This is a genomic window from Pseudoalteromonas rhizosphaerae, assembly GCF_028885455.1.
Lineage (GTDB): Bacteria > Pseudomonadota > Gammaproteobacteria > Enterobacterales > Alteromonadaceae > Pseudoalteromonas > Pseudoalteromonas rhizosphaerae.
The window spans coordinates 563,160-585,774 of the sequence record NZ_CP118496.1; the positions used below are offsets into that span (position 1 = coordinate 563,160).

General features: G+C 39.7%; 15 protein-coding genes. 7 read left to right on the plus strand and 8 right to left on the minus strand.

What is annotated here, in order from left to right; translation table 11 throughout:
• Window positions 1-4: 4 nt before the first annotated feature.
• Window positions 5-2,638, plus strand: coding sequence for an EAL domain-containing protein (locus tag PVK79_RS02580; protein ID WP_257325243.1), 2,634 nt, complete (start codon window positions 5-7; stop codon window positions 2,636-2,638).
• A gap of 84 nt (window positions 2,639-2,722) precedes the next feature.
• Here PVK79_RS02580 and PVK79_RS02585 read toward each other — a convergent pair whose 3' ends face one another.
• Window positions 2,723-4,744: a methyl-accepting chemotaxis protein gene (locus PVK79_RS02585; protein WP_257325244.1), complete on the minus strand. Its 2,022-nt coding sequence runs from the start codon at window positions 4,742-4,744 to the stop codon at window positions 2,723-2,725.
• A gap of 76 nt (window positions 4,745-4,820) precedes the next feature.
• Entirely contained in the window at window positions 4,821-5,105 is a 285-nt protein-coding gene (locus PVK79_RS02590) for an MliC family protein (RefSeq protein ID WP_182735747.1), read from the minus strand.
• A gap of 123 nt (window positions 5,106-5,228) precedes the next feature.
• On the opposite strand from PVK79_RS02590, the gene PVK79_RS02595 reads away from it, so the two are divergent.
• Complete coding sequence (locus tag PVK79_RS02595; protein ID WP_145239915.1) at window positions 5,229-6,149, plus strand: DUF808 domain-containing protein; 921 nt, start codon at window positions 5,229-5,231, stop codon at window positions 6,147-6,149.
• A 56-nt stretch (window positions 6,150-6,205) separates the two neighbouring features.
• Here PVK79_RS02595 and PVK79_RS02600 read toward each other — a convergent pair whose 3' ends face one another.
• Window positions 6,206-7,495, minus strand: coding sequence for a hypothetical protein (locus PVK79_RS02600; protein ID WP_257325245.1), 1,290 nt, complete (start codon window positions 7,493-7,495; stop codon window positions 6,206-6,208).
• A 191-nt stretch (window positions 7,496-7,686) separates the two neighbouring features.
• On the opposite strand from PVK79_RS02600, the gene PVK79_RS02605 reads away from it, so the two are divergent.
• A complete protein-coding gene (locus tag PVK79_RS02605) occupies window positions 7,687-9,648 on the plus strand; it encodes an alpha/beta hydrolase family protein (RefSeq protein ID WP_257325246.1) in 1,962 nt (653 codons plus the stop codon).
• Between the two features lie 78 nt (window positions 9,649-9,726).
• Here PVK79_RS02605 and PVK79_RS02610 read toward each other — a convergent pair whose 3' ends face one another.
• Window positions 9,727-10,665, minus strand: a complete 939-nt coding sequence (locus tag PVK79_RS02610) for a tetratricopeptide repeat protein (RefSeq protein WP_182732303.1) — start codon at window positions 10,663-10,665, stop codon at window positions 9,727-9,729.
• Window positions 10,666-10,759: 94 nt separating this feature from the next.
• Window positions 10,760-12,163, minus strand: coding sequence for a M20/M25/M40 family metallo-hydrolase (locus PVK79_RS02615; RefSeq protein ID WP_149982165.1), 1,404 nt, complete (start codon window positions 12,161-12,163; stop codon window positions 10,760-10,762).
• Between the two features lie 224 nt (window positions 12,164-12,387).
• On the opposite strand from PVK79_RS02615, the gene dbpA reads away from it, so the two are divergent.
• Window positions 12,388-13,776, plus strand: a complete 1,389-nt coding sequence (gene dbpA, locus PVK79_RS02620) for an ATP-dependent RNA helicase DbpA (RefSeq protein ID WP_145239907.1) — start codon at window positions 12,388-12,390, stop codon at window positions 13,774-13,776.
• Between the two features lie 7 nt (window positions 13,777-13,783).
• Here the strand turns inward: dbpA and PVK79_RS02625 are convergent, their stop codons facing one another.
• Entirely contained in the window at window positions 13,784-14,368 is a 585-nt protein-coding gene (locus PVK79_RS02625) for a DNA-J related domain-containing protein (RefSeq protein WP_257325247.1), read from the minus strand.
• A gap of 79 nt (window positions 14,369-14,447) precedes the next feature.
• On the opposite strand from PVK79_RS02625, the gene PVK79_RS02630 reads away from it, so the two are divergent.
• Window positions 14,448-17,264: an ATP-binding protein gene (locus tag PVK79_RS02630; protein ID WP_257325248.1), complete on the plus strand. Its 2,817-nt coding sequence runs from the start codon at window positions 14,448-14,450 to the stop codon at window positions 17,262-17,264.
• Window positions 17,265-17,542: 278 nt separating this feature from the next.
• On the opposite strand, the gene rho is transcribed toward PVK79_RS02630, so the two are convergent.
• Entirely contained in the window at window positions 17,543-18,802 is a 1,260-nt protein-coding gene (gene rho / locus PVK79_RS02635; protein WP_064666866.1) for a transcription termination factor Rho, read from the minus strand.
• Between the two features lie 181 nt (window positions 18,803-18,983).
• Window positions 18,984-19,310 carry a thioredoxin TrxA gene (gene trxA / locus PVK79_RS02640; protein WP_145239901.1) on the minus strand — a complete coding sequence of 109 codons (327 nt, stop codon included), beginning with the start codon at window positions 19,308-19,310 and terminating at the stop codon, window positions 18,984-18,986.
• Window positions 19,311-19,400: 90 nt separating this feature from the next.
• Here trxA and rhlB point away from each other — a divergent pair, with 90 nt between their 5' ends.
• Complete coding sequence (rhlB, locus tag PVK79_RS02645; RefSeq protein WP_145239899.1) at window positions 19,401-20,678, plus strand: ATP-dependent RNA helicase RhlB; 1,278 nt, start codon at window positions 19,401-19,403, stop codon at window positions 20,676-20,678.
• Between the two features lie 47 nt (window positions 20,679-20,725).
• Complete coding sequence (gene gppA, locus PVK79_RS02650) at window positions 20,726-22,219, plus strand: guanosine-5'-triphosphate,3'-diphosphate diphosphatase (protein ID WP_145239897.1); 1,494 nt, start codon at window positions 20,726-20,728, stop codon at window positions 22,217-22,219.
• Window positions 22,220-22,615: the final 396 nt, after the last annotated feature.

Below are 22,615 nucleotides of genomic sequence, written 5' to 3' on the forward strand. Positions count from 1 at the left end.
ATTAATGGGTGGGCTTATCGTAAAAACATTTATCAAGGCTGTTATTATTTGCTGTGTAATTACCTATGTAGATCAAGTAAGTGCTAAGCAATCATTAAATTCCGTGATCAATATGCCGCTTTTTAATGAGCACAGTGCCGTGATGTTAGTGGTAGAACCGCAAACGGGTGAAATTAAATTTGCTAATAAAGCAGCGGCTGCATTTTATGGTTACAGTATTGCGCAATTGCAAACAATGCGTATCCAGCAAATTAATATATTTACTGAGCAACAAGTTGCACAGGAGCGCCAAGCGGCTCTGACTAAAGGGCAAAACTATTTTGTTTTCAAACACCGATTAGCGAGCGGTGAAACACGTACCGTTAGCGTTTATTCAGCCCCATTTACAATTGAAAATAAATATTTTTTATTTTCTGTCATACATGATATTTCATCTCAACGTAACCTTGAAAAAGCGCTTTGGCATTATCAAGAAAATCTTGAACAATTGGTTGCCATTCAAACTAATGAAATAGAACAAAAACGCACCGATCAATTGCTGTTAGCGCTAATATCTATTTCTGTACTGATAATACTGCTAGCGACTTTAACTTGGTTAGTTTTGCGATTACGCCGAGCTAAAAAATCGGCGCAAAAAGACAGTGCGACGCTAAAAGCGATTTTCAATAGTATTGATGATCTGCTCGTTTACACGGATGCCGAGCATAGGGTCATTACAGCTAATACTGCGGCTGTGCAAAAGTTAACGGCAGGCGAGCCACTGAAGGATAAAAATATTTACTCATTTACTGAGTGCCCGAAAGGAGTTGTTGGAGTTGATAGTGAGTGTCAATTTCACGGAGCCAAAGAGGTATTTTGGGGAGAGGCACGAGTAACCGCAGTTATCGACGAAAAAAATAGCAAAATTGGTGAAATACACTTAATTCGTGATATCACTTTAAAATTAAAAGCACGCCAGCAGCAACGACTCGCGAGCACGGTATTTTCGACAACTAATGAAGGTATTTTGGTTTCTAATAGTGATAATGAAATTCAAGCTGTAAATAAAGCCTTCACACAGATCACCGGTTATCAAGAACAAGATGTGCTTGGTAAAACACCTGCAATATTAAATTCGGGCCATCATAAACCATCGTTTTTTAAAGTGTTATATCGACGTTTAAATGAGGTAGGGCATTGGGAAGGTGAAATATGGAACCGCCGCAAAGATGGTAGTATTTATCCGAGCTGGGTCAATATTTCGGTAGTATTTGACGAGGAAAAAGACATTGAAGTTTATGTTGCCTTATTTAACGACATTTCTTTACGCAAAGAAAATGAACAGGAAATGTGGCTACAAACTAATTTTGATACCTTAACGGGTTTGGCAAATCGCTATCATTATAATAGCAAGCTAGATCAAGAAATGATCCGTGCGACAGCTGATAATAAGCGTTTGGCAATTTGTTTTATTGATTTAGATCGGTTTAAAAGCGTTAACGATACCCTAGGGCATAATAGTGGTGATTTACTATTACTTGAGGCTGCCAAAAGGCTTAAAGCATGTATGCGCAGCTCTGATGTAGTTGCCCGTTTAGGTGGCGATGAGTTTGCGCTATTACTGCCAGGGATCAATACGTTAGCAGATATTGAGCGACTAGCTACAAAAACTCTGCTGGCGCTTAGTTCTTCATTTAAAATTGGTGAGCAAGATGTATTTGTATCCGGCAGTATGGGGATCACTATTTTCCCCGACGATGGAGTCGAGCGCAAAATATTATTACGTAATGCTGATAGCGCCATGTACAAAGCTAAAGCACAAGGGCGAAACTGCTTTGAGTTCTTTACCAGTGGCTTGCATGAACAAGCGACTGCTCGCAGTAGGCTCGAAAATGCTCTTCATAAAGCGCTTAGTAATAACGAGTTTACCGTTTATTTTCAGCCAATTATTAGCCATGATAAAAAAACGGTCGGTTGTGAAGCTTTATTGCGATGGCATAGTGCGGAGCTTGGCGATGTGTCGCCGGCACAATTCATTCCTGTATGTGAAGAGTTAGGATTAATCATTCCAATTGGTGAGTGGGTACTCAGAGAAGCATGCCGCGAAGCTGCTAAGTGGTGTAGCAGTTTCGGTGATCAGTTTTTTGTTACGGTAAATATGTCTAGCGTGCAATTTATTCGCCAAGATATTGAAGCGTTAGTTAAAAGTGTTCTACAGGAAACGCAGTTATCAGCTCAGTGTTTAACCCTTGAAATTACAGAAACGCTACTTGCTGATAATAGCTCAAATATTTTGCAGCAGTTGCAAGCATTACGGGCAACCGGCGTGGGTTTAGCAATTGATGACTTTGGCACCGGTTACTCGTCGTTGAGCTATTTAAAGCGTTTTCCGCTGAGTAAGTTAAAAATAGATCGGGAGTTTATAAAAGACTTACCCGATGAGCTTGAAGATTGTGCGATGGTCAGTGCAATAATTTCAATGGCTAGTAACCTACAGCTCAAAGTTGTTGCCGAAGGAGTTGAAACCTTTGCACAGCTGGCTTTTTTAAATGCTCTAAATTGTGATTATATTCAAGGTTTTTTATACAGCAAACCACTGCCAGCGGCACTATTTGATAAATACATTAGGGAGTTTATCGCGGAGCAAAATAATAAATAAGCTGCTACACGCCACTGCAACGTTATTTCTGTGGCGTGTATTTATCATTATCACAATAGCTGCAGATGGATTTTATATTCAGAGTTAGAACTTAAACCTTTCTACCGCGCTGGTTAATGAGTGAGCGAGTTGGTTAACGTCTTCACTTTGGTTGGCGAGAGACTTTGCATGTTCGGCATTCGTTTGTGCTTGCACCGTTACCTGCGCCATAATCTGTTTTATTTCATTGCTGTTATCAAGCTGGTGATGTGATGAACTGGCAATTTGCATACTCATTTGGTTAATTGTCACTAAGGTACTTTGTATTTTATCCACGGCTTGGTTTAATTCACTACTATTTGCTACACATTCTTTTGCTTGTTGTTGCCCATCGTTAATTTCATGATGAGCAGTGTTGGCCTGATGTTGCAGTGTTTGGATCATTGTATGTATTTCGCTAGTCGAGTTTTGCGTTCGTGCAGCTAAAGAGCGTACTTCATCTGCCACAACAGCAAAGCCTCGGCCATTTTCTCCTGCACGAGCAGCTTCAATTGCAGCATTGAGCGCAAGCAAATTAGTTTGCTCAGCAATACTACTAATTGTATCCACGATCGCGCCAATTAATTGTGTGTGCTGGGTTAGCTCATTAGTACTTTGTACTGCTTGATCAAGTCGAGTAAGCAACGCTGCGATACGCTGGCTGTTACGATCAGCAATCTGGTTTACATCATGGGCAAACTGCGAAGCATTAGCAACTTCATTAGAGGTGTTATCAGCTCGTTCACAGACCGCTTGGGAATTACTATGCATGCTATGCGCCACCGAGTCGGCCTCTGCAATACGATCTAATTGCTGCTGTGCTGCTTCGGTCATATGTTGGCCTTGTGCACTGGTTTGAATTGCTGATTGATCTAAGGTGTGGGCGTTATCACTTATCGCACTTAGTAATGTACTTAGATCATCGCTTAATTGATTGATATTGTTTAAAAGTACACCAAATTCATCATCATTATGGGGCTTTGTACGTTTCGATAAATCCCCAGAAGCGATACGTGATAGTGCTTTATTTACAGCATTTAGTGGTTTTAACATTGCTTTGGTGGTTAAAAAGCAGATCAAGGCTGCAAATGAAATAAGCACTAAACTTATAATAATCGCGAGTCGCGAACCGGTAGTGATCACCGACTGAGCATCTGCCTGCAAGGTATCAAAGCGTTTATCGGCTAAATGATTTAACTCAATAATGAGCTGCTCGGTAAGTTGAAACTGTTGCTGGAATACAGCAAAGGCTTGCTCGGTCGCAACTTTACTGGTCAAAAGAGTACTTTGTTGCTGGTACAGTGTTGCCAACTGTTCATTAATTAAGCTGAGAAGGTCTTTTAGGTTGCTGAAATTTGTTTGATTTTTTAACTCACTCGCTTGCTGTTGTAGGTATGTAAAATTAGATTGGATATTGTCTAATAAAAAAGCGGTATCTTGTTGGTGCTCTGTGAGTGTTTGTAGGGAGCTAATGTGGTTGATGCTCTTAACATTATTGCCTAAAGTGAATAGCAAGTCGTCAATGCGGGTCGCGGTACCAACAATAGCGGCTAATAACGACTGTTGCGCCGGTGTTACTTCGATTAGTTCTAAATCAAGTAAGCCATTACTTAAATCAGCGAGATTATTAGCGTAATCATTTGCTAATAAGGTAACCTGAGTTGCTGCTGTTAGGCCTTGTTGTTTGGTGTTAAACATTGTTGCGCTAGTGTCACTAAACTTTTGATAACGTTGTGTTATTTGTGATAGTAATTGCAGCATTTGTGGTTGGTCGTGCAGCTGAGAGCTTAATTCTTCTAGCTTGGTTTTAAATAAAGTTTGTTCTTCATGAGTGCTCTGTTGCTGCTGTTGCAAACTGGCTTTACTTGTTTGGCTGTATGCAACAGCATTAAATTTGGTGATTGATAACAGCGATAACCGCAAGGCATGACTTTGCTGTTGTACAGGTACAGCTAAAGTTTCTATATCCGAAGTGGCGTGATTAATTTGTCCTAATGACCAGTAAAAAAAACTACTGCTGGCGAGCATTAAAAAACCAATTGTGGCAAAGGCAAAAATTAGTTTCGTTTTAATAGCAATAGCGCGCATAGTGAACCCGTAAATACTTAATTATTTATGAGTGTAGCAGTATTTTTATAAATTATAAGTTTGGCGAGCGATTGTATTACTCTAAATTACAATGATATTTGTTGCCATCAATTATCAACATTGCTTCATTCCCTTTGGTCCAAAACAGCACATCTTCATTGGTATATTTTGCGCCCGAGGCGCTGATTTGTTTGGTCAGCGAATGATCTACTTGATTGTAATTTAGCGTGGCACTTTCTTCATCATTACTGGTAATAACGGCGCTTAGTTGGCTATCGCAGGAGAAAGACTGACTATTTAATTGTTCTGTGCATGCACTGAGGCTAATAACACCGAGTGCAATTAATAGGATTTTATACATAAACAAGTACCTTGGCTAAGTGTGTTTAGCAACTAGCATAGCAAACGAAAATTAACCTTTGGTGAAAATACTTGTTTAGGCTATGTTGATTATTATAAATTTTTTAACTGCAAAGGAAATGAGATGGCAGGTACTAACCTATTGACATTATTGGACGATATCACCACTTTATTAGATGATATTGCCACTATGAGTAAAGTCGCCACGAAGAAAACTGCGGGTGTGTTAGGGGATGATTTAGCCTTAAACGCGCAACAAGTGACAGGAGTCACTGCCGATCGTGAGCTACCAGTCGTGTGGGCGGTAGCGAAAGGCTCCTTTTTAAATAAAGCAATTTTAGTTCCTGCAGCGTTATTAATAAGTGTTTGGCTACCTTGGCTTATTACACCTTTATTAATGGTTGGTGGATTATTTTTGTGTTTTGAAGGTGCTGAAAAGTTAGTCGAAAAGTTATTACCAGCTACGAAAAATGATGATGTAGATGCTATCGAAAATTTAGATTTAGTTGAGTACGAAAAACAAAAAGTAAAAGGAGCTATTCGAACCGACTTTATTTTATCGGCAGAAATAATAGTTATCACTCTAGGCACCGTGGCGGGTGCAAGTCTACTAAATCAAGCGTTAGTCTTAAGTGTTATTGCGGTGATCATGACCATAGGCGTTTATGGGTTAGTGGCAGGGATTGTAAAACTCGATGATGCTGGTTTGTATTTGCTTAACCAAGCACAGCAAACAGGAAACCGTTTTAAAGCATTATTAGGTAAAGGTTTATTAGCCGCAGCACCACGCTTAATGGCGTTTTTAGCATTTGCAGGTACGGTAGCGATGTTTTTAGTGGGTGGTGGAATTTTAGTGCATGGTATTAGTGTGTTGCATCATTGGCAAATCGCTGTTGCTGAGTTTGCACTAGCAAATTTAGGTACGCTGGGAGAGATTATTGCGCCTTTACTGTTCGATGGTTTATTCGGTGTATTAGCCGGTGCGGTTGCTGTGTTGGTTCATCATGGAATTGCCAGCATGAAAGCAAAAAAGCCAGCAAAGTAAATTTGCTGGCAATGAATTAGCAAGGGAATGCTATGAAAGTTATTTGCTTGAATTAATTAGTGTTCATGTTTTGATTCAGCAGCTATACCTAACCAGGTAATTTGATTAGGGATAAAATCAAGGTTAAGAATAGTTTTAGTCGTTTGCTCATGCGTGTCGATACTTAATACTGTTTGGTTGTTTGCATCACTGATATATAAAGTATCGTCGGCCGCAGAGGCAGCGAGTGCATAGTTACCAGCTGGGTTTTCGAGTACTTTAAAGTGTGCACTGACTTGCCAATCATCTTCAGCATGTAGCACCGACAAGAAACCGTCACTTCCAAGCACATAAAACTCGCCAGTAATCCTATCGAGTGCACTTGCTAATACGGTATTTTCAGTATTTTGTTGCCATGCAAGCTGTGTCATTTCAGCTGATGCTGGGTCGATGGTGTAAAAAAGCTTACTTTGTGCAATACCTAAAAATAGTTCGCTGTGTTTACTCGCTTTAATTGTGCCAATACGCGTACCTTCAGCAAAGCTGTTGAGATTAGCTACTTTGGCTGCGTTAAACACACCACCTTTTTCAGTTATAACTAATACACCATCGCTACAGCCAAAAGCGATATGCTGGTGATTTTGCGCACTGCCATGTAGTGCAGGGCAATCCACTGCAAACCGCTGTTCTTGATGAAAGTGATCACCATGAATATGCAGTTGTTCAACATAATTTGGCAGCACGCTAGTTATATCTTCGCTGCGATAAGTTGTTATTACCGATTCACCGCGAATTTGCGCTGTACCATGCATGGCATTAGTAAAGCTATGAGCTGCAAGTATTTCGCCATCTTCAATTGATGTATCAGTTAAAATAGCAAAGCTTGCTGGGATCCCCGCATCTATATTGCCATCAAAAAACAGTGCCGCTTGCTGTTCGCTTATATCAAAATGAGTTGGCTTATCATTTGTTAATGTAAAACCTGAAAAGGAAGGTAGTTGTTCGTAATCATGCAGGTGATCATCATGATCTTCTTGGTATAAACCACCATCAATAAATTCTACATAGTTATCCGCGCGTTGTATAAGTACCGCAAAACGATTGTTAGGACTTGCATATAAGCCGCTAACAATATTTGCAGTATTAAACATTTCAAGTAGCGTGTCATTATCAGTATCGAAAATTGATACGTTTGCAGTATCAGCATGACTAATGGCTAAACGCCCTGTTGAGGTGATTCCGATATGATCATGGTTATCTGCCAGCCCAGCATTTTTATCTGCAAGATCATCAATTTCACTGTTACAAGCACACAGTACGGTGACCATAGATGCGATCAGGCTAGTTTTAAAGTTAGGTAAAATCATTAACATTCCGGTGTTTTGTTATAATGTATCGGCAATGTTATAATGTAACTTAATCAAAGTAAATAAGTACTCTTCGTTCTTTACTTAAGTATTTGGATGGATATCTATTTAAAATCTTACTGGGTACAATTGCAAAAAATATAAATATAAATATAAATATAAATATAAATATAAATATAAAAGGATGTTGTATGGGTAAAATAATGCAGTTTATTGTTGTTATTGCTTTGTGTGTTGTCAGCTTCATGAGTGATGCAAATCAATCAGCTCCAGCAGTCGATGACTTCAGCCGCAGCAGTGAATATAGCCAAGTTAAAATCTCTCCTAATGGGAGCTACCTTGCAGTAATTATGCAACCTGAAGGTAAAAAGGTGCTAGTTATTTTAGATGCTAAAAAATTTACAATTCACCACGCTATTAATTTTGAGAGCAATGCCCAAGTTGGTGCTTATCATTGGGTAAGTGATGATCGGGTTGTAGTTGCAAAAGAATACTTACGCGGCTGGCAAGATCACCCTGAATATTATGGGGAATTATATGGCGTGAATGCTGATGGCTCAAAAGCTAAGTACTTAGTTGGCTATCTTGGCGAAATGCAAACTGGCTCTCGTATCAAAAAGGCCACACCACTTTATGGTACCTCTTATTTGCTGGATCCTTTAATCCACGATGAAGATAAAATGCTTATAGTGACTTACCCGTGGACATCAAGTAGTGAACCGCACACGGTTGTTTATGAGGTTGATATCTTTTCAGGGAAGCGTCGTAAAGTTACGCGCTCCCCGTCACGTATGGCCAACTTTTTGACTGACCATGAAGGAAATGTCAGAGTGGCTGTTTCCAGTGATGATTACATTAAGCCTACAATACATATCCGTGAAAAGTCAGGTGGAGATTGGCAAGCGCTTAATTTAGCTGGTTTGACTTACAGTGATGTTGAGTTGCACGCTTTTGATAGTAGTGGTGATGCTGTCTATATCACAGCATCAATAAGTGGTGAAGCTCAAGGCTTATATAAATTGAATCTAAAAACCAGAGCAATTGATTTAATTCATAAGGAAGAGAAAGTCTCACCAAAGCAAATATGGGTCGATGAAGCATCAAAAGAGCTATTTGCGATTGAAACCGAACTAGGTTATCCAACTTATGCTTTTGTCGATGGGCAATCAGATAAAAGCATGCGTTTAAAATCATTAATCTCCGCTTTACCTGGTGAACAAGTGCAACTCGTTAGTAGTACTGAAGATGGCGACACTAATATTATTTATGCCTCTAATGATCGTAACCCTGGACAATATTATTTATTCGATGCCAAAAGTAATAACTTACGATTTTTGTTTGCATCCCGCAGTTGGATTGATGCAGAACAAATGGCGCAGACCAAGCCTGTAAGTTATACCAGTCGAGATGGTTTAACTATTTATGGCTACTTAACAGTACCGAATAACACCATAGAAAAAAACTTACCTTTAGTGGTTATGCCACATGGTGGTCCACATGGCCCGCGCGATTGGTGGGGATTCGACCCTGATGCACAGTTGCTTGCAAGCCGTGGTTTGGCCGTACTAAAAGTTAATTTTAGAGGTTCAGGTGGTTTTGGCCGTAACTTTGAGCATGCTGGGCATCGAAAATGGGGAGCTGAAATTCAATTTGATATTATAGATGGTGTGAAGTATTTAGTTGAGCAGGGTACAGTTAATAAAAACAATATCTGCATTATGGGCGCGAGCTTTGGTGGATACTCAGCGTTACAAAGTGCGATTTTAGAACCTGATATGTTTAAGTGTGCGATTGGCGTTGTTGGCGTTTATGATTTGCCCTTAATGTTTAAAGAAGGGGATGTTGCGGAGCGCGATAGTGGCCAACGTTATTTACAGAATGTTTTGGGTACAGATGAAGCGCAACTAAAGGCTTTTTCACCTAGCTATAATATTGATAAGTTAAAGGCTCCAGTGCTGATAGTGCATGGTGGTGAAGATCAGCGTGCACCGATTGAGCAAGCCGAATCACTGATTGCGGCTCTTAAAAAAGCTAAACATCCTTATATATATGAACTGCTTGAAGATGAAGGGCATGGTTTTTATAAGCAAGAACATCGCACTCGTTATTATCAAAAAGTGCTGACCTTTTTAGACCAACACTTAACAATGTAACAGTCGTATTTACGTGTTAAATGGCAAGCTAAAAGCTTGCCATATTTATATCCACTTGTTGTGGGTAGTTTGGCTATATTAACAGGAATACTCAAGGCACAGCTCTTTGAGTTGTACTTTGGCTTTGTGGTTATTTTGCCTCGCAGCTTGTTGATACCAATAAATAGCTTGGCTGATATCTTTTTCTACCCCCTCACCATCACGATACATTTGCGCAGTATTAAGCTGACCCCATTGTGAGCCTTCTTTGCTGGCGAGTAAAAAGCTTTCGAACGCTTCAGGAAATAACCCATCTTTGTAATAGATGATGCCTTGCTGATTATTTTTATTAAGCTTCAACCCTTCATATAGCGGTTTAGGGCGTGGTGGGAACATCACAAAACCACCATATAAGCTATATGCATAAGGGCGTAGTACATCATAAATAGCGCCTTCATCATATAAACGCTGTACTTCGCTGCGCGGTAAAATTATTGTTTTTGATGAGAAATAACCTTTTTGTATCAATAAGCTGGTACGCATAGCCATAGTAATGCCGCTGTCGCGTTTATAGCGATAATTGCTGATTTGAAAGGTGATATTTTGGTCATCAAACTCGAGTACTTGGGCTACTTTTAGGTTTTCAGGGCGCAATGGTTCGTTAGAAAACTTATCAGCATGTACCAAGTAAGTATCGAATGCTTGTGGCTGGCTGAGTATTGCTTGCTTGGCTTTTAGCTCATCAAGATGTTGTGTATAGAAGTAAATTGATAACCAGATAAGTAATATCGAGCCTATAAAATATTTGATCAAAGAAAGCTTTTCTAACCATGGCAGTTGCATAATTGAAAGCTGCACATTGTGCTGACAATGGCTACACTGGTATTGGTAATGCCATGCTAATGGCAGCATAGGGACAATTGAAAAACGCAAAAAGCGGCTGTGGTTTTGTAGTCGATAGTCATCGTGATGACAGTATGGGCAGGTTTTTGTTTGGCTGAAAAACGACAATGAATCGCTGGTATTGAATAGTAGCATATGGCCTTTTTTCCCCTTCCTTGTTTTACGTTAAATTAAAACAAGGAGGGTTAGATGCAAAGTAAAAAATTGTAATAAAGTATGTTTGGTTAGCTTATTTACTCGCTACAGGCTTTGCTTTAATTGTAGTTTTAGCATCAGCTGCCATAAACGCAAATACAGCATATGCTGCGGTATTTTGCTTAAGTTTAGCCGGATCGATCTTATCAAGCGTATCATCAGCAGTGTGATGGTAGTCAAAGTAATCAGTACCGTCTTGGTGCAGCTCAAAAATTGGCGCGCTGGTGGCATTTTTAAATGGAATTAAATCAGGCCCACCATTAGCGCTATTTTTACCTATGTATTCAACATTTAGCGGCGCAAGTTGCTTGGCTATTGCACGCACTACTGGCAACGAGGCTGCAGAGACATTCGATTCAAAGCCATACACTACATCAGCACCAAAGTCAGATTCAGCGGCGGCAACAATTTTATCAAGTTCATTTGCATGCTTTTTAAAATAAGCTTTAGCGCCCCATAATCCTAGCTCTTCAGCGGCAAATAACACTACACGAATACTGCGTTTAGGACGTTTTATTTCACTAATATGTTTGGCAGCAGCCATGGTTAACGCAACGCCTGCACCATCATCAAGTGCGCCAGTGCCTAAATCCCAAGAATCTAAATGACCGCCAATCAGTACGTACTGTTCAGGGTTTTGTGTGCCATTGAACTGACCAATCACGTTATAGCCAGTACCTTGGCCGCGATCTTCAGTTTGCACATTGATATTTACGGTAACATTTTTACCTAGTGCAACTAAGCGAGCTAGCTGATCTGCATCAGGGTTAGCAATGGTCACATTAGGGATTTTCGTAACACCTTCTTGATAGTGACTGCCACCGGTATGAGCAAAGCGGTGGTGTGCGGTGCTAACAGAACGCATCATATAACCAATCGCGCCTTTTTTTGCAGCCTCAACTGAACCTGTTGAGCGAGCACGAACAGCAGGACCATAACCATTGCCATCAATATGACGGTTCATATGGTAATTTATATAAGCTATTTTACCTTTTAAGCTGTTTGCTGGTGCTGCGATAAGTTCATCAAGCGTTTCAAATAATACAACTTCAGCGGTAATGCCATCTTTCGGTGTGCTAACGCTGTGGCCTAATGCTGTTAGGTGCAAAGGTTGCTCGCTTGGCGTTAAAATTTTGCCACTTTCACTAAAACGGCGCCATTCAGGAAAGGTTGCTTCTTCTAGCCATACTTTATCAAAACCAAGCTCTTTAAATTTAGCTTGGGCCCACGCAACGGCTTTTTTATCGTTTTCTGTGCCAGGTAAGCGAGGTCCTATTTCAGTAGTAAGCGATTCAAGCAATTGATAGCTTAACTCGCTGTTACTGGCATTAGTTCTTAGTTCGGTGACTTGCTGAAGTTGCTTTGCGGTAAATTCAGGCTCGGCGGCATTGGCTAAAAAGCTGCCGGCGAGCAGTAATCCGGTGATGATTTTTTTCATTATTGACCTGGTTATATTTTCAAGTGAGAGTTATTAAAGCATTTAATACTGAGCAACAAAAGTAGATGAGATAAATGCCTATCGGTGGCGATGTTATGGTGAATGTTTATTGAGAATATGGTCAGCTTAATGGTAGCAATTTGTATATTCTGCTATTATGCAGCATAACTAAGTCGGGCATCTGCAGCGGCTTTTCATGTTTACTTATTGCACTGGAAATTACTTTGACCGCTACAGCTTTTTCATCACTCGCTTTACCATCAGGTTTGGTCGATAACTTATCGACTTTAGGTTACACCCAAATGACCGCTGTACAGGCGCAAAGCCTGCCGCCAGTGCTTGAAGGTAAAGACATCATTGCACAAGCTAAAACTGGCTCAGGTAAAACTGCCGCATTTAGTTTAGGTGTGTTGGCCAAGCTTAATGTTAAGCGTTTTCGTATACAGTCTTTAGTGCTTTGTCCAACCCGTGAGTTGGCTGAGCAAGTAGCTGTGGAAATGCGTAAATTAGCGCGTGGTATTCACAATATAAAAATATTAACTCTATGTGGTGGCGTGTCGATTGGTCCACAAATTGGTTCACTAGAGCATGGTGCACATATTATTGTTGGCACACCTGGGCGTGTAGATGATCATATTCGCAAAGGTACGCTACGTTTAGATGATGTAGACACGCTAGTACTTGATGAAGCCGATCAAATGCTTGATATGGGCTTTCAAGACACTTTGGATGCAATTATTGAGCGTATACCAAAACAGCGTCAAACTTTATTATTTAGCGCCACTTTTCCGCGCGCAATAGAAGCGATTGCCAAGCGTGTATTAAGCAATCCTGTTATGGTGAAGGTTGAAGAAGAGCAAGAAAAAAGTACTATTAAACAGTACTTTTATAAAATGGATAATAACAAACAACGTTTTAATACATTAAAATTGTTGCTGCTGAAGTTTCAACCAGAAAGTTGTGTGGTGTTTTGTAATACCAAGGTCGAAACTCAACAGGTGTGTGATGATTTAGCTGATGAAGGCTTCAGTGCCGTGTCATTGCATGGTGATTTAGAGCAGCGAGATCGTGAGCGCACCTTGATCCACTTTGCTAATAAAAGCGCCTCGATTTTAGTGGCCACTGATGTAGCCGCTCGCGGTTTAGACATCGATGATATGGATATGGTGATTAACTACCACCTTGCCCATGACCCACAAACCCACGTACACCGTATTGGTCGAACTGGTCGTGCTGGTAAAAAAGGCATTGCATGCTCTATTTATGGCGATGCAGAACAATTCAAAGTGGCACAAATTGGTGACCATTATGAATGTGATTTTTTACCAGAACAATTACCGCCGTTTAGCCTACTTGAAAAGCCACCATACAAACCACAAATGGTGACACTAATGATCGATTCAGGTAAAAAGCAAAAGGTACGCGCAGGTGATATTTTAGGTGCATTAACCGGTAAAGATGGTGTTGCCGGACGTCAAGTCGGTAAAATTAATGTGCTTGATAATGTGGCTTTTGTGGCTGTCGAACGTAATAGCTCAAAGCCCGCGCTACGAAAATTAACGGAAGGTAATATTAAAGGGCGTAAAATTCGTGCCCGTCGTTTAACTCGTTAATTATTGCTTATGATGTTTTTGAGCAGCTTGCTCTAAGCTGCTCATATTCATTTTTTAACTGTTTAAACTGCTCTGCATTACCATGTTGTTTATCTGGATGATATTGTGTTGCCAACTGCCGCCAGCGCTTTTGCAATGCCTGCATAGAAAAATCGTCAGGTAATTCCCAGCGCTTTAATAATGTCTGGCGTTGTTGTTGATCAAGCGTATTTATTGTTGGTGATGCACGAAAAGTACGCCAAAAGTCATCTAACAGTGATTTAACTTCTGTTATCGAAGCATCGTAATTTTGCCAATCTAGATAGTACGTTTGTAATGAGTCATGCGCTGCAATAGTTATCTTATCTGGATTATCGGTGAGCTCTATATGTAAACAGGCTACCAATAAATATTGATTTGGCAACAGTTGTTGTTGCAGTTGATAAAGTGCATTCATAATTAAAAAGTTACGCTTAAACAGATCACAGTATGGATCTGTATCTAAGTTATTAACTACACCTCGCTTAGATAATTCCAACGCTAAAGTGTGAACCTTCCAAATGTGCTTCGTTAAAATTAACTCGAAAATCTCATCAATCAGTGGGTTAAGCATTGTTTACAGTCTAGTTATTGGTGTATCTTGACTAAACTATCATAGCTTCTACTGCTAACAAAATTCCAAGGAAAAAATTATGCTGGGTCAGTTTAAGCGCCTATTATTTATTTGCTCTATTAGTATGCTTGGCGTTTTTTCTCAATCAGGTAATGCTCAACAACAAGTAGCACTTTTTGAACAATTTAAAGTTACGGATGAATGGTCTGAAAAGCAGCTGTTAGCAACCCAGTTACTGTCTACACAATTATCAAATCAGCAACAAGTTGCTATTTATTCTGGTTTAGCTGAGCGTGCGTTTGAGTTGAGTAATTATCCCCAAGCATTGCATTATTATCAGTTGCTTGAGCAGCATAGTACATTTGAAAATCTGCCTGAGTTACATTTTCGAGCAATAAAAATGCAGGGCGTGGTGCAATATTTTCAAGGTTTATTACAACAAGCCATTATTGATTACAGCCGTGCGTTAAACTTAGCGGTACGTTTAAAGAGTCCATTAAAACAAGCCAACTTGCTAAGTAATATTGGCCTTGCATATTTTAATATGCACAACATGGAGCTTGCTTTAGATCATTACCAGCAGGCAAAAGCACTTTATGAAATAGATGGTAGCGCGCAAGACAAAGCTGATATTCTTCATAATATTGCGGGCATCTATATTCGTTTATCTAGCTATGATTCGGCACTCGAAATTTATCGCGAAGTGCTCGATGTATTTCAGCAATTGGGTGATGAAGAGGGGATTGCTCGTTCCTATGGCAATATGGGTGTTGCTTATACTGAGTCGGGTCAAAATCAATTAGCGTTGCACTATTACCAGCTCGCTTTACGCTATTATCAAAGTGTAAATGATGCCTATCAGTTATCTGTACAGCATACCAACTTAGCTAACATAAATTTAAAAATCGATGAGTTGGATGCTGCTTTGTATCACGCACAAGCAGCTCAAAAATACGCTCAGCAGATAGATAATCAATCCTTACGGTTAGCTTCTTTACATGTTTTAGCTAAAGTGCAATTAGTGATGGGGGATATTGATATTGCGGAGCAAAATTTACAACAATCAATATCACTAGCCAAAGAATATAAAGATGAATTGCGCATTAAAGACGGCTTAGGTATCGAGGCGTTGTTAAGTGCTGGTGCCGGTGATTATAAGCGGGCTATTCATCTGCACCAACAGTTTGTCGATTATCAACGTAGCATAACCAGTGAAGAGGTTATGAAAGCGTTAAATGTATTTCAGTCTCAGTTTCAGTCGAACCAGTTAAACCAAGAAATTAAACAGCTTAAACAAGAGCGTAGCCTACAAGAATTAAAGATTGAAAAACGTTCACAGTTAACTATTTTACTGTCTATTGTGCTGATGTTGGTATTGATCTGTGCAGTTGTATTATATCGCCGTGCAATCGAAAAAAAGGCTAAAGCCCAATTAGAGCAAAAAGTTGAGCAACGTACTCAAGAATTACAATATGTGGCACAAGAGCTACGTGCCGCGAATCAAGTTAAGAGCCAGTTTTTGGCTAATATCAGCCATGAAATACGCACACCACTTACCGCTATTTTAGGGCAAACAGACGACTTATTGCATGGTTTATATCAGCCCCAGCAATTACAAACAGAATTGTTAGTTATTAAAAAACATAGCGATCATTTAAAAGATTTGATTAATGATGTGCTCGATATTAGTAAGATAGAAGCAAACCGTTTAGATTTACATGTTAGCGAGTTTGACCTCGTGGAGCTTGTTAATGATGTTTATGCTATGTCAAGTATGCAGGCTAAAAGCAAAGGTTTAACGCTGCTATTAGAAAATCACTTAGGCTCGAGTTATTGGACTAAGTTAGATATGATCCGCGTTAAGCAAATACTAATAAACCTAATGACTAATGCGATCAAATTTACCGAGCACGGCAGTGTTACTCTGGATATTAATCACACCGAACAAGGCGTATGCTTTAAAGTGATTGATACGGGGATTGGTATGAATACAGAGCAAATAAAAAACATTTTTGAATGTTTTCAACAAGGCGATAATACCATCACCCGCAGGTTCGGTGGTTCAGGACTTGGTTTGAGTCTTTCCCAGCAATTAGCAATTATGATGGGGGGTTATATTAGTGTTGAAAGTGAGCATGGTAAAGGCAGTGAGTTTATTTTTAATGTGCCATGTAAAGAGTATGCGCCAACCCTTATTGCTACCGACAACTCAAAACCAGCTGCAACTAAAGGTCTAGTTGGGCGAGTATTATTAGCAGAAGATCATCCCGACAATCGTAGACTAATAACGCGCTTTTTAAAGTCGATTGGCCTTGAAGTGATCTCAGTAAGTAATGGTGAGCAAGCAGTTGAACAGTGCCTCAGTGAATTTCCAGATGTTGTTTTATTAGATATACAGATGCCAGTAATGGATGGCCTTAGTGCATTTGAACTGTTACATAAGTGTGGTTTTAATAAACCTATTTTTGCGTTAACAGCTAATGCAATGAGTCATGAAATAGATAATTACTTAGCGATGGGATTTACTGGCTATTTAAGTAAGCCAATAGAAAAAGAAGCGTTTTATCAGGCACTCGCAGCGCATTTAAATAGTACCAGCACGCTACCTTTAGCTAATCCTGATATTAGCGATTTAGTGACGAGTTTTATTGCCAGCTTTGATGATGAAATAGCGTCACTTACACAGCATCTTGCAGCAAAGGACTATATTGCATTACAGCAAGATAGCCATCGTATCCTTGGTGCCGCACAGATATTTTCATTAACTGATGTAGCTAATGCAGCGATGTGCTTAGATAAATCACTCTTATCACAAAAACATAACCCCAGTAGTGATGCAGACGTAAAAGAATTAGTAGATGATTTGATTAAGCAGCTATCACAACAGCTGACTTAAAAGAGCGATATATAAGCTTAATGGGTCGTTACATTAAGGCTATAAGTTACTACTAACCAATAAGGCGAGTTGAGCGTTTTATTGAGTGGCATTACTGCGTGCTAGATTTAAATAATCGCAGTTTTAATATTTACTCAATACTGCGCAGTCTGATGATTTTCGTCTATAGGAAACAGAGCAAAGAGATTAATAAAACAAATTTATAATAGGAGTGAGATTTAGGGATAGGCAAAAAAAATGCCTGTATTAACAGGCATTTTAGAATCTAGTAAAGAGAATTATTGACGCTTCATCGAATCAAAAAATTCATCATTGGTTTTGCTCATAGAGAGTTTATCAATTAAAAACTCCATGGCATCAATTTCAGACATTTCATGAACTATTTTGCGTAAAATCCACATTTTTTGTAGTTCATCAGGTTTAGTCAGTAGCTCTTCGCGACGGGTACCTGAGCGGTTAAAGTCGATTGCAGGGAATACACGTTTTTCAGCAATCTTACGATTTAAGTGTAATTCCATATTACCAGTACCTTTAAACTCTTCGTAGATAACTTCATCCATCTTAGAGCCGGTATCGATAAGCGCAGTTGCGATAATAGTTAAACTACCGCCTTCTTCAACGTTACGCGCAGCACCAAAGAAACGCTTTGGTTTATGCAGGGCGTTAGCATCAACACCACCAGTAAGTACTTTACCTGATGAAGGAATTACCGTGTTATAAGCACGTGCTAAACGTGTGATTGAATCCAGTAAGATGATTACATCTTTTTTGTGCTCAACTAAACGTTTTGCTTTTTCAATTACCATTTCAGCAACTTGTACGTGACGGCTTGCTGGTTCATCAAACGTTGATGCAATAACTTCACCTTTTACTAGGCGTTGCATCTCAGTAACTTCTTCTGGACGCTCATCGATAAGTAGTACCATCAAGGTTGCATCTGGGTGGTTATGGGTAATCGATTGCGCAATATTTTGTAGTAGCATTGTTTTACCCGCTTTAGGCGGTGCTACTAATAAACCACGTTGACCACGGCCAATTGGTGAGGCTAAATCAAGTACTCGAGCAGTAATATCTTCGGTGCTACCATTACCGCGTTCCATACGTAAACGTTCGTTTGCATGTAGCGGGGTAAGGTTTTCAAAAAGAATTTTCGTGCGAGAGTTTTCAGGTTTATCAAAATTTACTTCGTTTACTTTTAGTAATGCAAAGTAACGTTCACCGTCTTTAGGTGGACGTATGAGACCCATTATAGAATCACCAGTACGCATACTAAAACGACGAATTTGGCTAGGTGATATATAAATGTCATCAGGACCAGCAAGGTAAGAGGCTTCTGATGATCTTAAGAAACCAAAACCATCCTGTAAGATTTCTAATACACCACCGCCAAAAATGTTCTCTCCACTTTTGGCGTGGGCTTTAAGGATAGCAAAGATAATATCTTGCTTTCTTAAGCGGGCTACGTTTTCGAGCCCCATGGACTCAGCTAAGTCTACAAGTTCTTTGATCGACTTGTCTTTTAATTCGCGTAAATGCATATTGGTGGGTTCTTTATTACAGTTATCATGCTCATATAATCGATATTGATTAGTGAGAGAGGTTTGTTGGTAAACTAAGGATTAGTTGGCTTTATAAACTAGCAGGTCATTCGCTAGGCGTCCAGTCTTTATACAAAAAAAATTAAAAAAAAGGGCAGTTGCCCTTTTTTTAGGCATATTTTTAGATGTTGTTTTCTAAAAACTCAACAAGTTGAGTTTTAGAAAGTGCACCCACTTTAGTTGCCGCAACTTGGCCTTCTTTGAAAAGAAGTAACGTAGGGATACCACGAATACCAAATTTAGGTGGTGTGCCCGCATTTTGGTCAATGTTTAATTTACCGATTACAACACGGCCATCAAACTCTTCTGCCACTTCATTAAGAATTGGCGCGATCATTTTACACGGTCCACACCATTCTGCCCAAAAATCAACTAATACAGGCTTGTCTGATTGTAAAACGTCAGCTTCAAAGCCATCGTCAGTTAATTGAATAATTTTCTCGCTCATTGCGCTCTCCGATAAGTTAGGCGAATTATTTAATGCGTATTTAAACACTCTTGTTTCTTATTGCAAGTTTAAACGTTATGCTTAAACGCTATGACTAAGACACATTTGACCGATAAAAAGTTTTCAGACTTTGCTATTGCACCGGAAGTGGTTGCCGGGTTAACCGAAAGTGGGTTTGAATATTGCACACCCATACAAGCTAAATGCCTACCTTTTATTTGTGATGGCCGCGACATTGCGGGTCAAGCACAAACAGGTACAGGCAAAACGTTGGCGTTTTTAACTGCCACGTGCCATCGGTTATTACAATCTAGCAAAGCACCTAGTAAACATCCAAGAGCCCTGATCATGGCCCCTACTCGGGAGCTTGCGATTCAGATCCACAAAGATGCAAAAATTTTAGCGCCACACTGTAATCTTAACTTAGGTTTAGTATATGGTGGCGAAGATTACGAAAAACAACGTGCACAATTAGAAAAAGGCGTTGATATTTTAATTGGCACCACAGGGCGCTTAATCGATTTATATAAACAAGGGTGTTACACCCTCAATGAAATCGAAGTAGTGGTACTTGATGAAGCCGATCGTATGTTTGATTTGGGTTTCATAAAAGACATTCGCTATATGTTCCGCCGTATGCCGGATACATCACAACGCCTTAATTTATTATTTTCAGCAACGTTATCGTATCGCGTTCAAGAACTGGCGTTTGAGCACATGACAAACCCAGAGCATGTACAAATTGAACCTGATGTGAAAACTGGCAAGCGCATTGTTGAAGAGTTATTTCATCCTTCTCAAGAAGATAAAGTTAAGCTGTTATTAACTTTGATTGAAGAAGAATGGCCTGAGAAAGCCATTGTGTTTGCAAATACTAAACATAGCTGTGAAACGGTTTATGCATGGTTAAAGTCTGATGGACACCGGGTGGGAATGCTCACTGGTGACGTAAATCAGAAAAAACGCCAATCAATTTTAGCGCAATTCTCTAAAGGTGATTTAGACTTCCTTGTGGCAACAGATGTTGCTGCTCGTGGCTTACATATCCCTGAAGTGAGTCATGTATTTAACTTCGACTTACCAGATGATTGTGAAGATTATGTTCATCGTATTGGCCGTACAGCACGCGCTGGGGCATCAGGTAAGGCAATTAGTTTTGCATGTGAGCAGTACGCATATAATCTTCATGAAATTGAAGAATACATAGAGCACAGCATTCCTTTATCACATTATGATAAAAGTGCATTGCTTGATGATTTAACTAAGCCTACTATTCAAAGAAAGCGTAATTATTCAACAGGCCCACGTAGTCGTAGTAACAACAGCGGACGTAGACCAAACAATAGTTACCAAAAAGCACGGTCGTAATTGCGACCGTCGTTATAGTCGTAGTAGTAACTAGAGGTTTTTGAACGGTGGGGCAACTTAAACCGCAAAAAAATGTTTATGCAGTAATTGATTTAGGATCTAACAGTTTTCACATGTTGATCGCTAAGTCAATTGCTGGCGGCTTACAAACAATAGGCCGAGTTAAACGCAAAGTCAGATTAGCCGCAGGGCTAAATGATGATAATTTACTGAGCACAGAAGCAATGCAACGAGGCTGGGAATGTCTCGCACTATTTGCAGAGCGTCTTCAAGATATCCCTAAAAACAACATTACTATTGTTGCCACCGCTACTTTGCGCTTAGCAACGAATGCTGATGAATTTAAAATCAAAGCCGAGCAAATCCTTGCGCATAAAATTAATGTCATTAGTGGTGAGCTAGAAGCGCGCACTATTTATAAAGGCGTTGCGCATACATCTTCATGTAGTGGTCGCCAACTAGTAATAGATATTGGCGGTGCCAGTACTGAGGTAGTTATAGGTAAGGGATTCGACGCACTACATTATAAAAGCCTAAACATGGGCTGTGTTACCTACCTAGAACGTTACTTTAAAGACTGTAAACTCAATGACGCTAATTTCAATGCTGCTATTAAAGCCGCACGAGTAGTTATTGATGATATAGCGCCAAGTTATAAAGTGGCGGGTTGGGAGATTGCATCAGGTGCATCGGGTACTGTACAAGCTATCCAAGAAATTATGGTGGCACAATCACTCGATGAAACACTGAGTTTAGATAAACTCAATAAAATTAAAAAGCAATCGATCGCCTATGAGACCATCGCTGAGCTAGATTTACCTGGGCTTAGTGAAGAAAGACGTTTAGTTTTTGTGTCAGGGCTCGCTATTTTAATTGCTTTATTCGAAGCGCTTGAAATTGATAAAATGGGATTAGCAGGAGGCGCACTTCGTGAAGGTGTGCTTTATAGCATGATCCCTGAGTTTCATAATCATGATATTCGAAAGCGCACTGTTGATGGCCTGATGAGCCGTTATCATGTCGATCAAAAACAAGCGAACCGAGTTGCAGAACTCGCCAGTCACCTCGCAGCTCAAGTCAGCGAGCAGTGGCCACTATTCAACAATAGTGGCCTGCCTTTACTAAAAGCGATTGCGCAATTGCATGAGATTGGTTTGTTAATTGAGTATAAGCAATATCAAAAGCACACCGCTTATATTTTAGAAAACACCGATATGCCAGGCTTTTCACAATCGGAGCATAAAATTATTGCGGCTGTAGCGAATGCACATCGTTCAGATCTGCAAAAGAATGTTTTTGAGTATTTAGGCTGCCATGCTCAGCTTACTCAGTATGTAACACGGTTGCTTAGGATCGCAGTGATCTTATCAATGCGTCGCCAAGATGATGTATTACCAAAATTAGTATTAACTGTTAATAATGACGCTCTAACACTAATATTTGAAAATGATTGGCTAAAAGCGCACCCGCTAATGGCAAGTGAGCTCCAACAAGAGTCTAAACAGCAAGCAAAAGCTGGTTGGAAGTTTATTGTTAAGTAACAAAAGGGCTGTAAAAGCCCTTTTATTGTATTAAAAACCACCTTTATGCACTAAATTTGTTCGAACAGTCAATTAAATCAAAAAAGATCAAAAAAAGTGTTGATCTGTTTTTGGATCTCCCTATAATGCGACCCCACTGAGACGGGAAACGCCAACGCATAGCGAGGCACGAACAACTCAGAGAGTTAAATAAAACTTCGGTTTTAAATATTCGCAAGAAAGTTTAAAACTAAGTGTTGACTCGAAAAATAAAGGATGTATTATACGCATCCCTAGCGACAATGTCGCAACGTTCTTTAACAATATAAAGCAATCATCTGTGTGGGCACTCGTACAGATTGAGTTCTAACAGCCGAGCTTAGTTCGCTAAGCAAGGCAAAAAATTTAGAGTCTCAA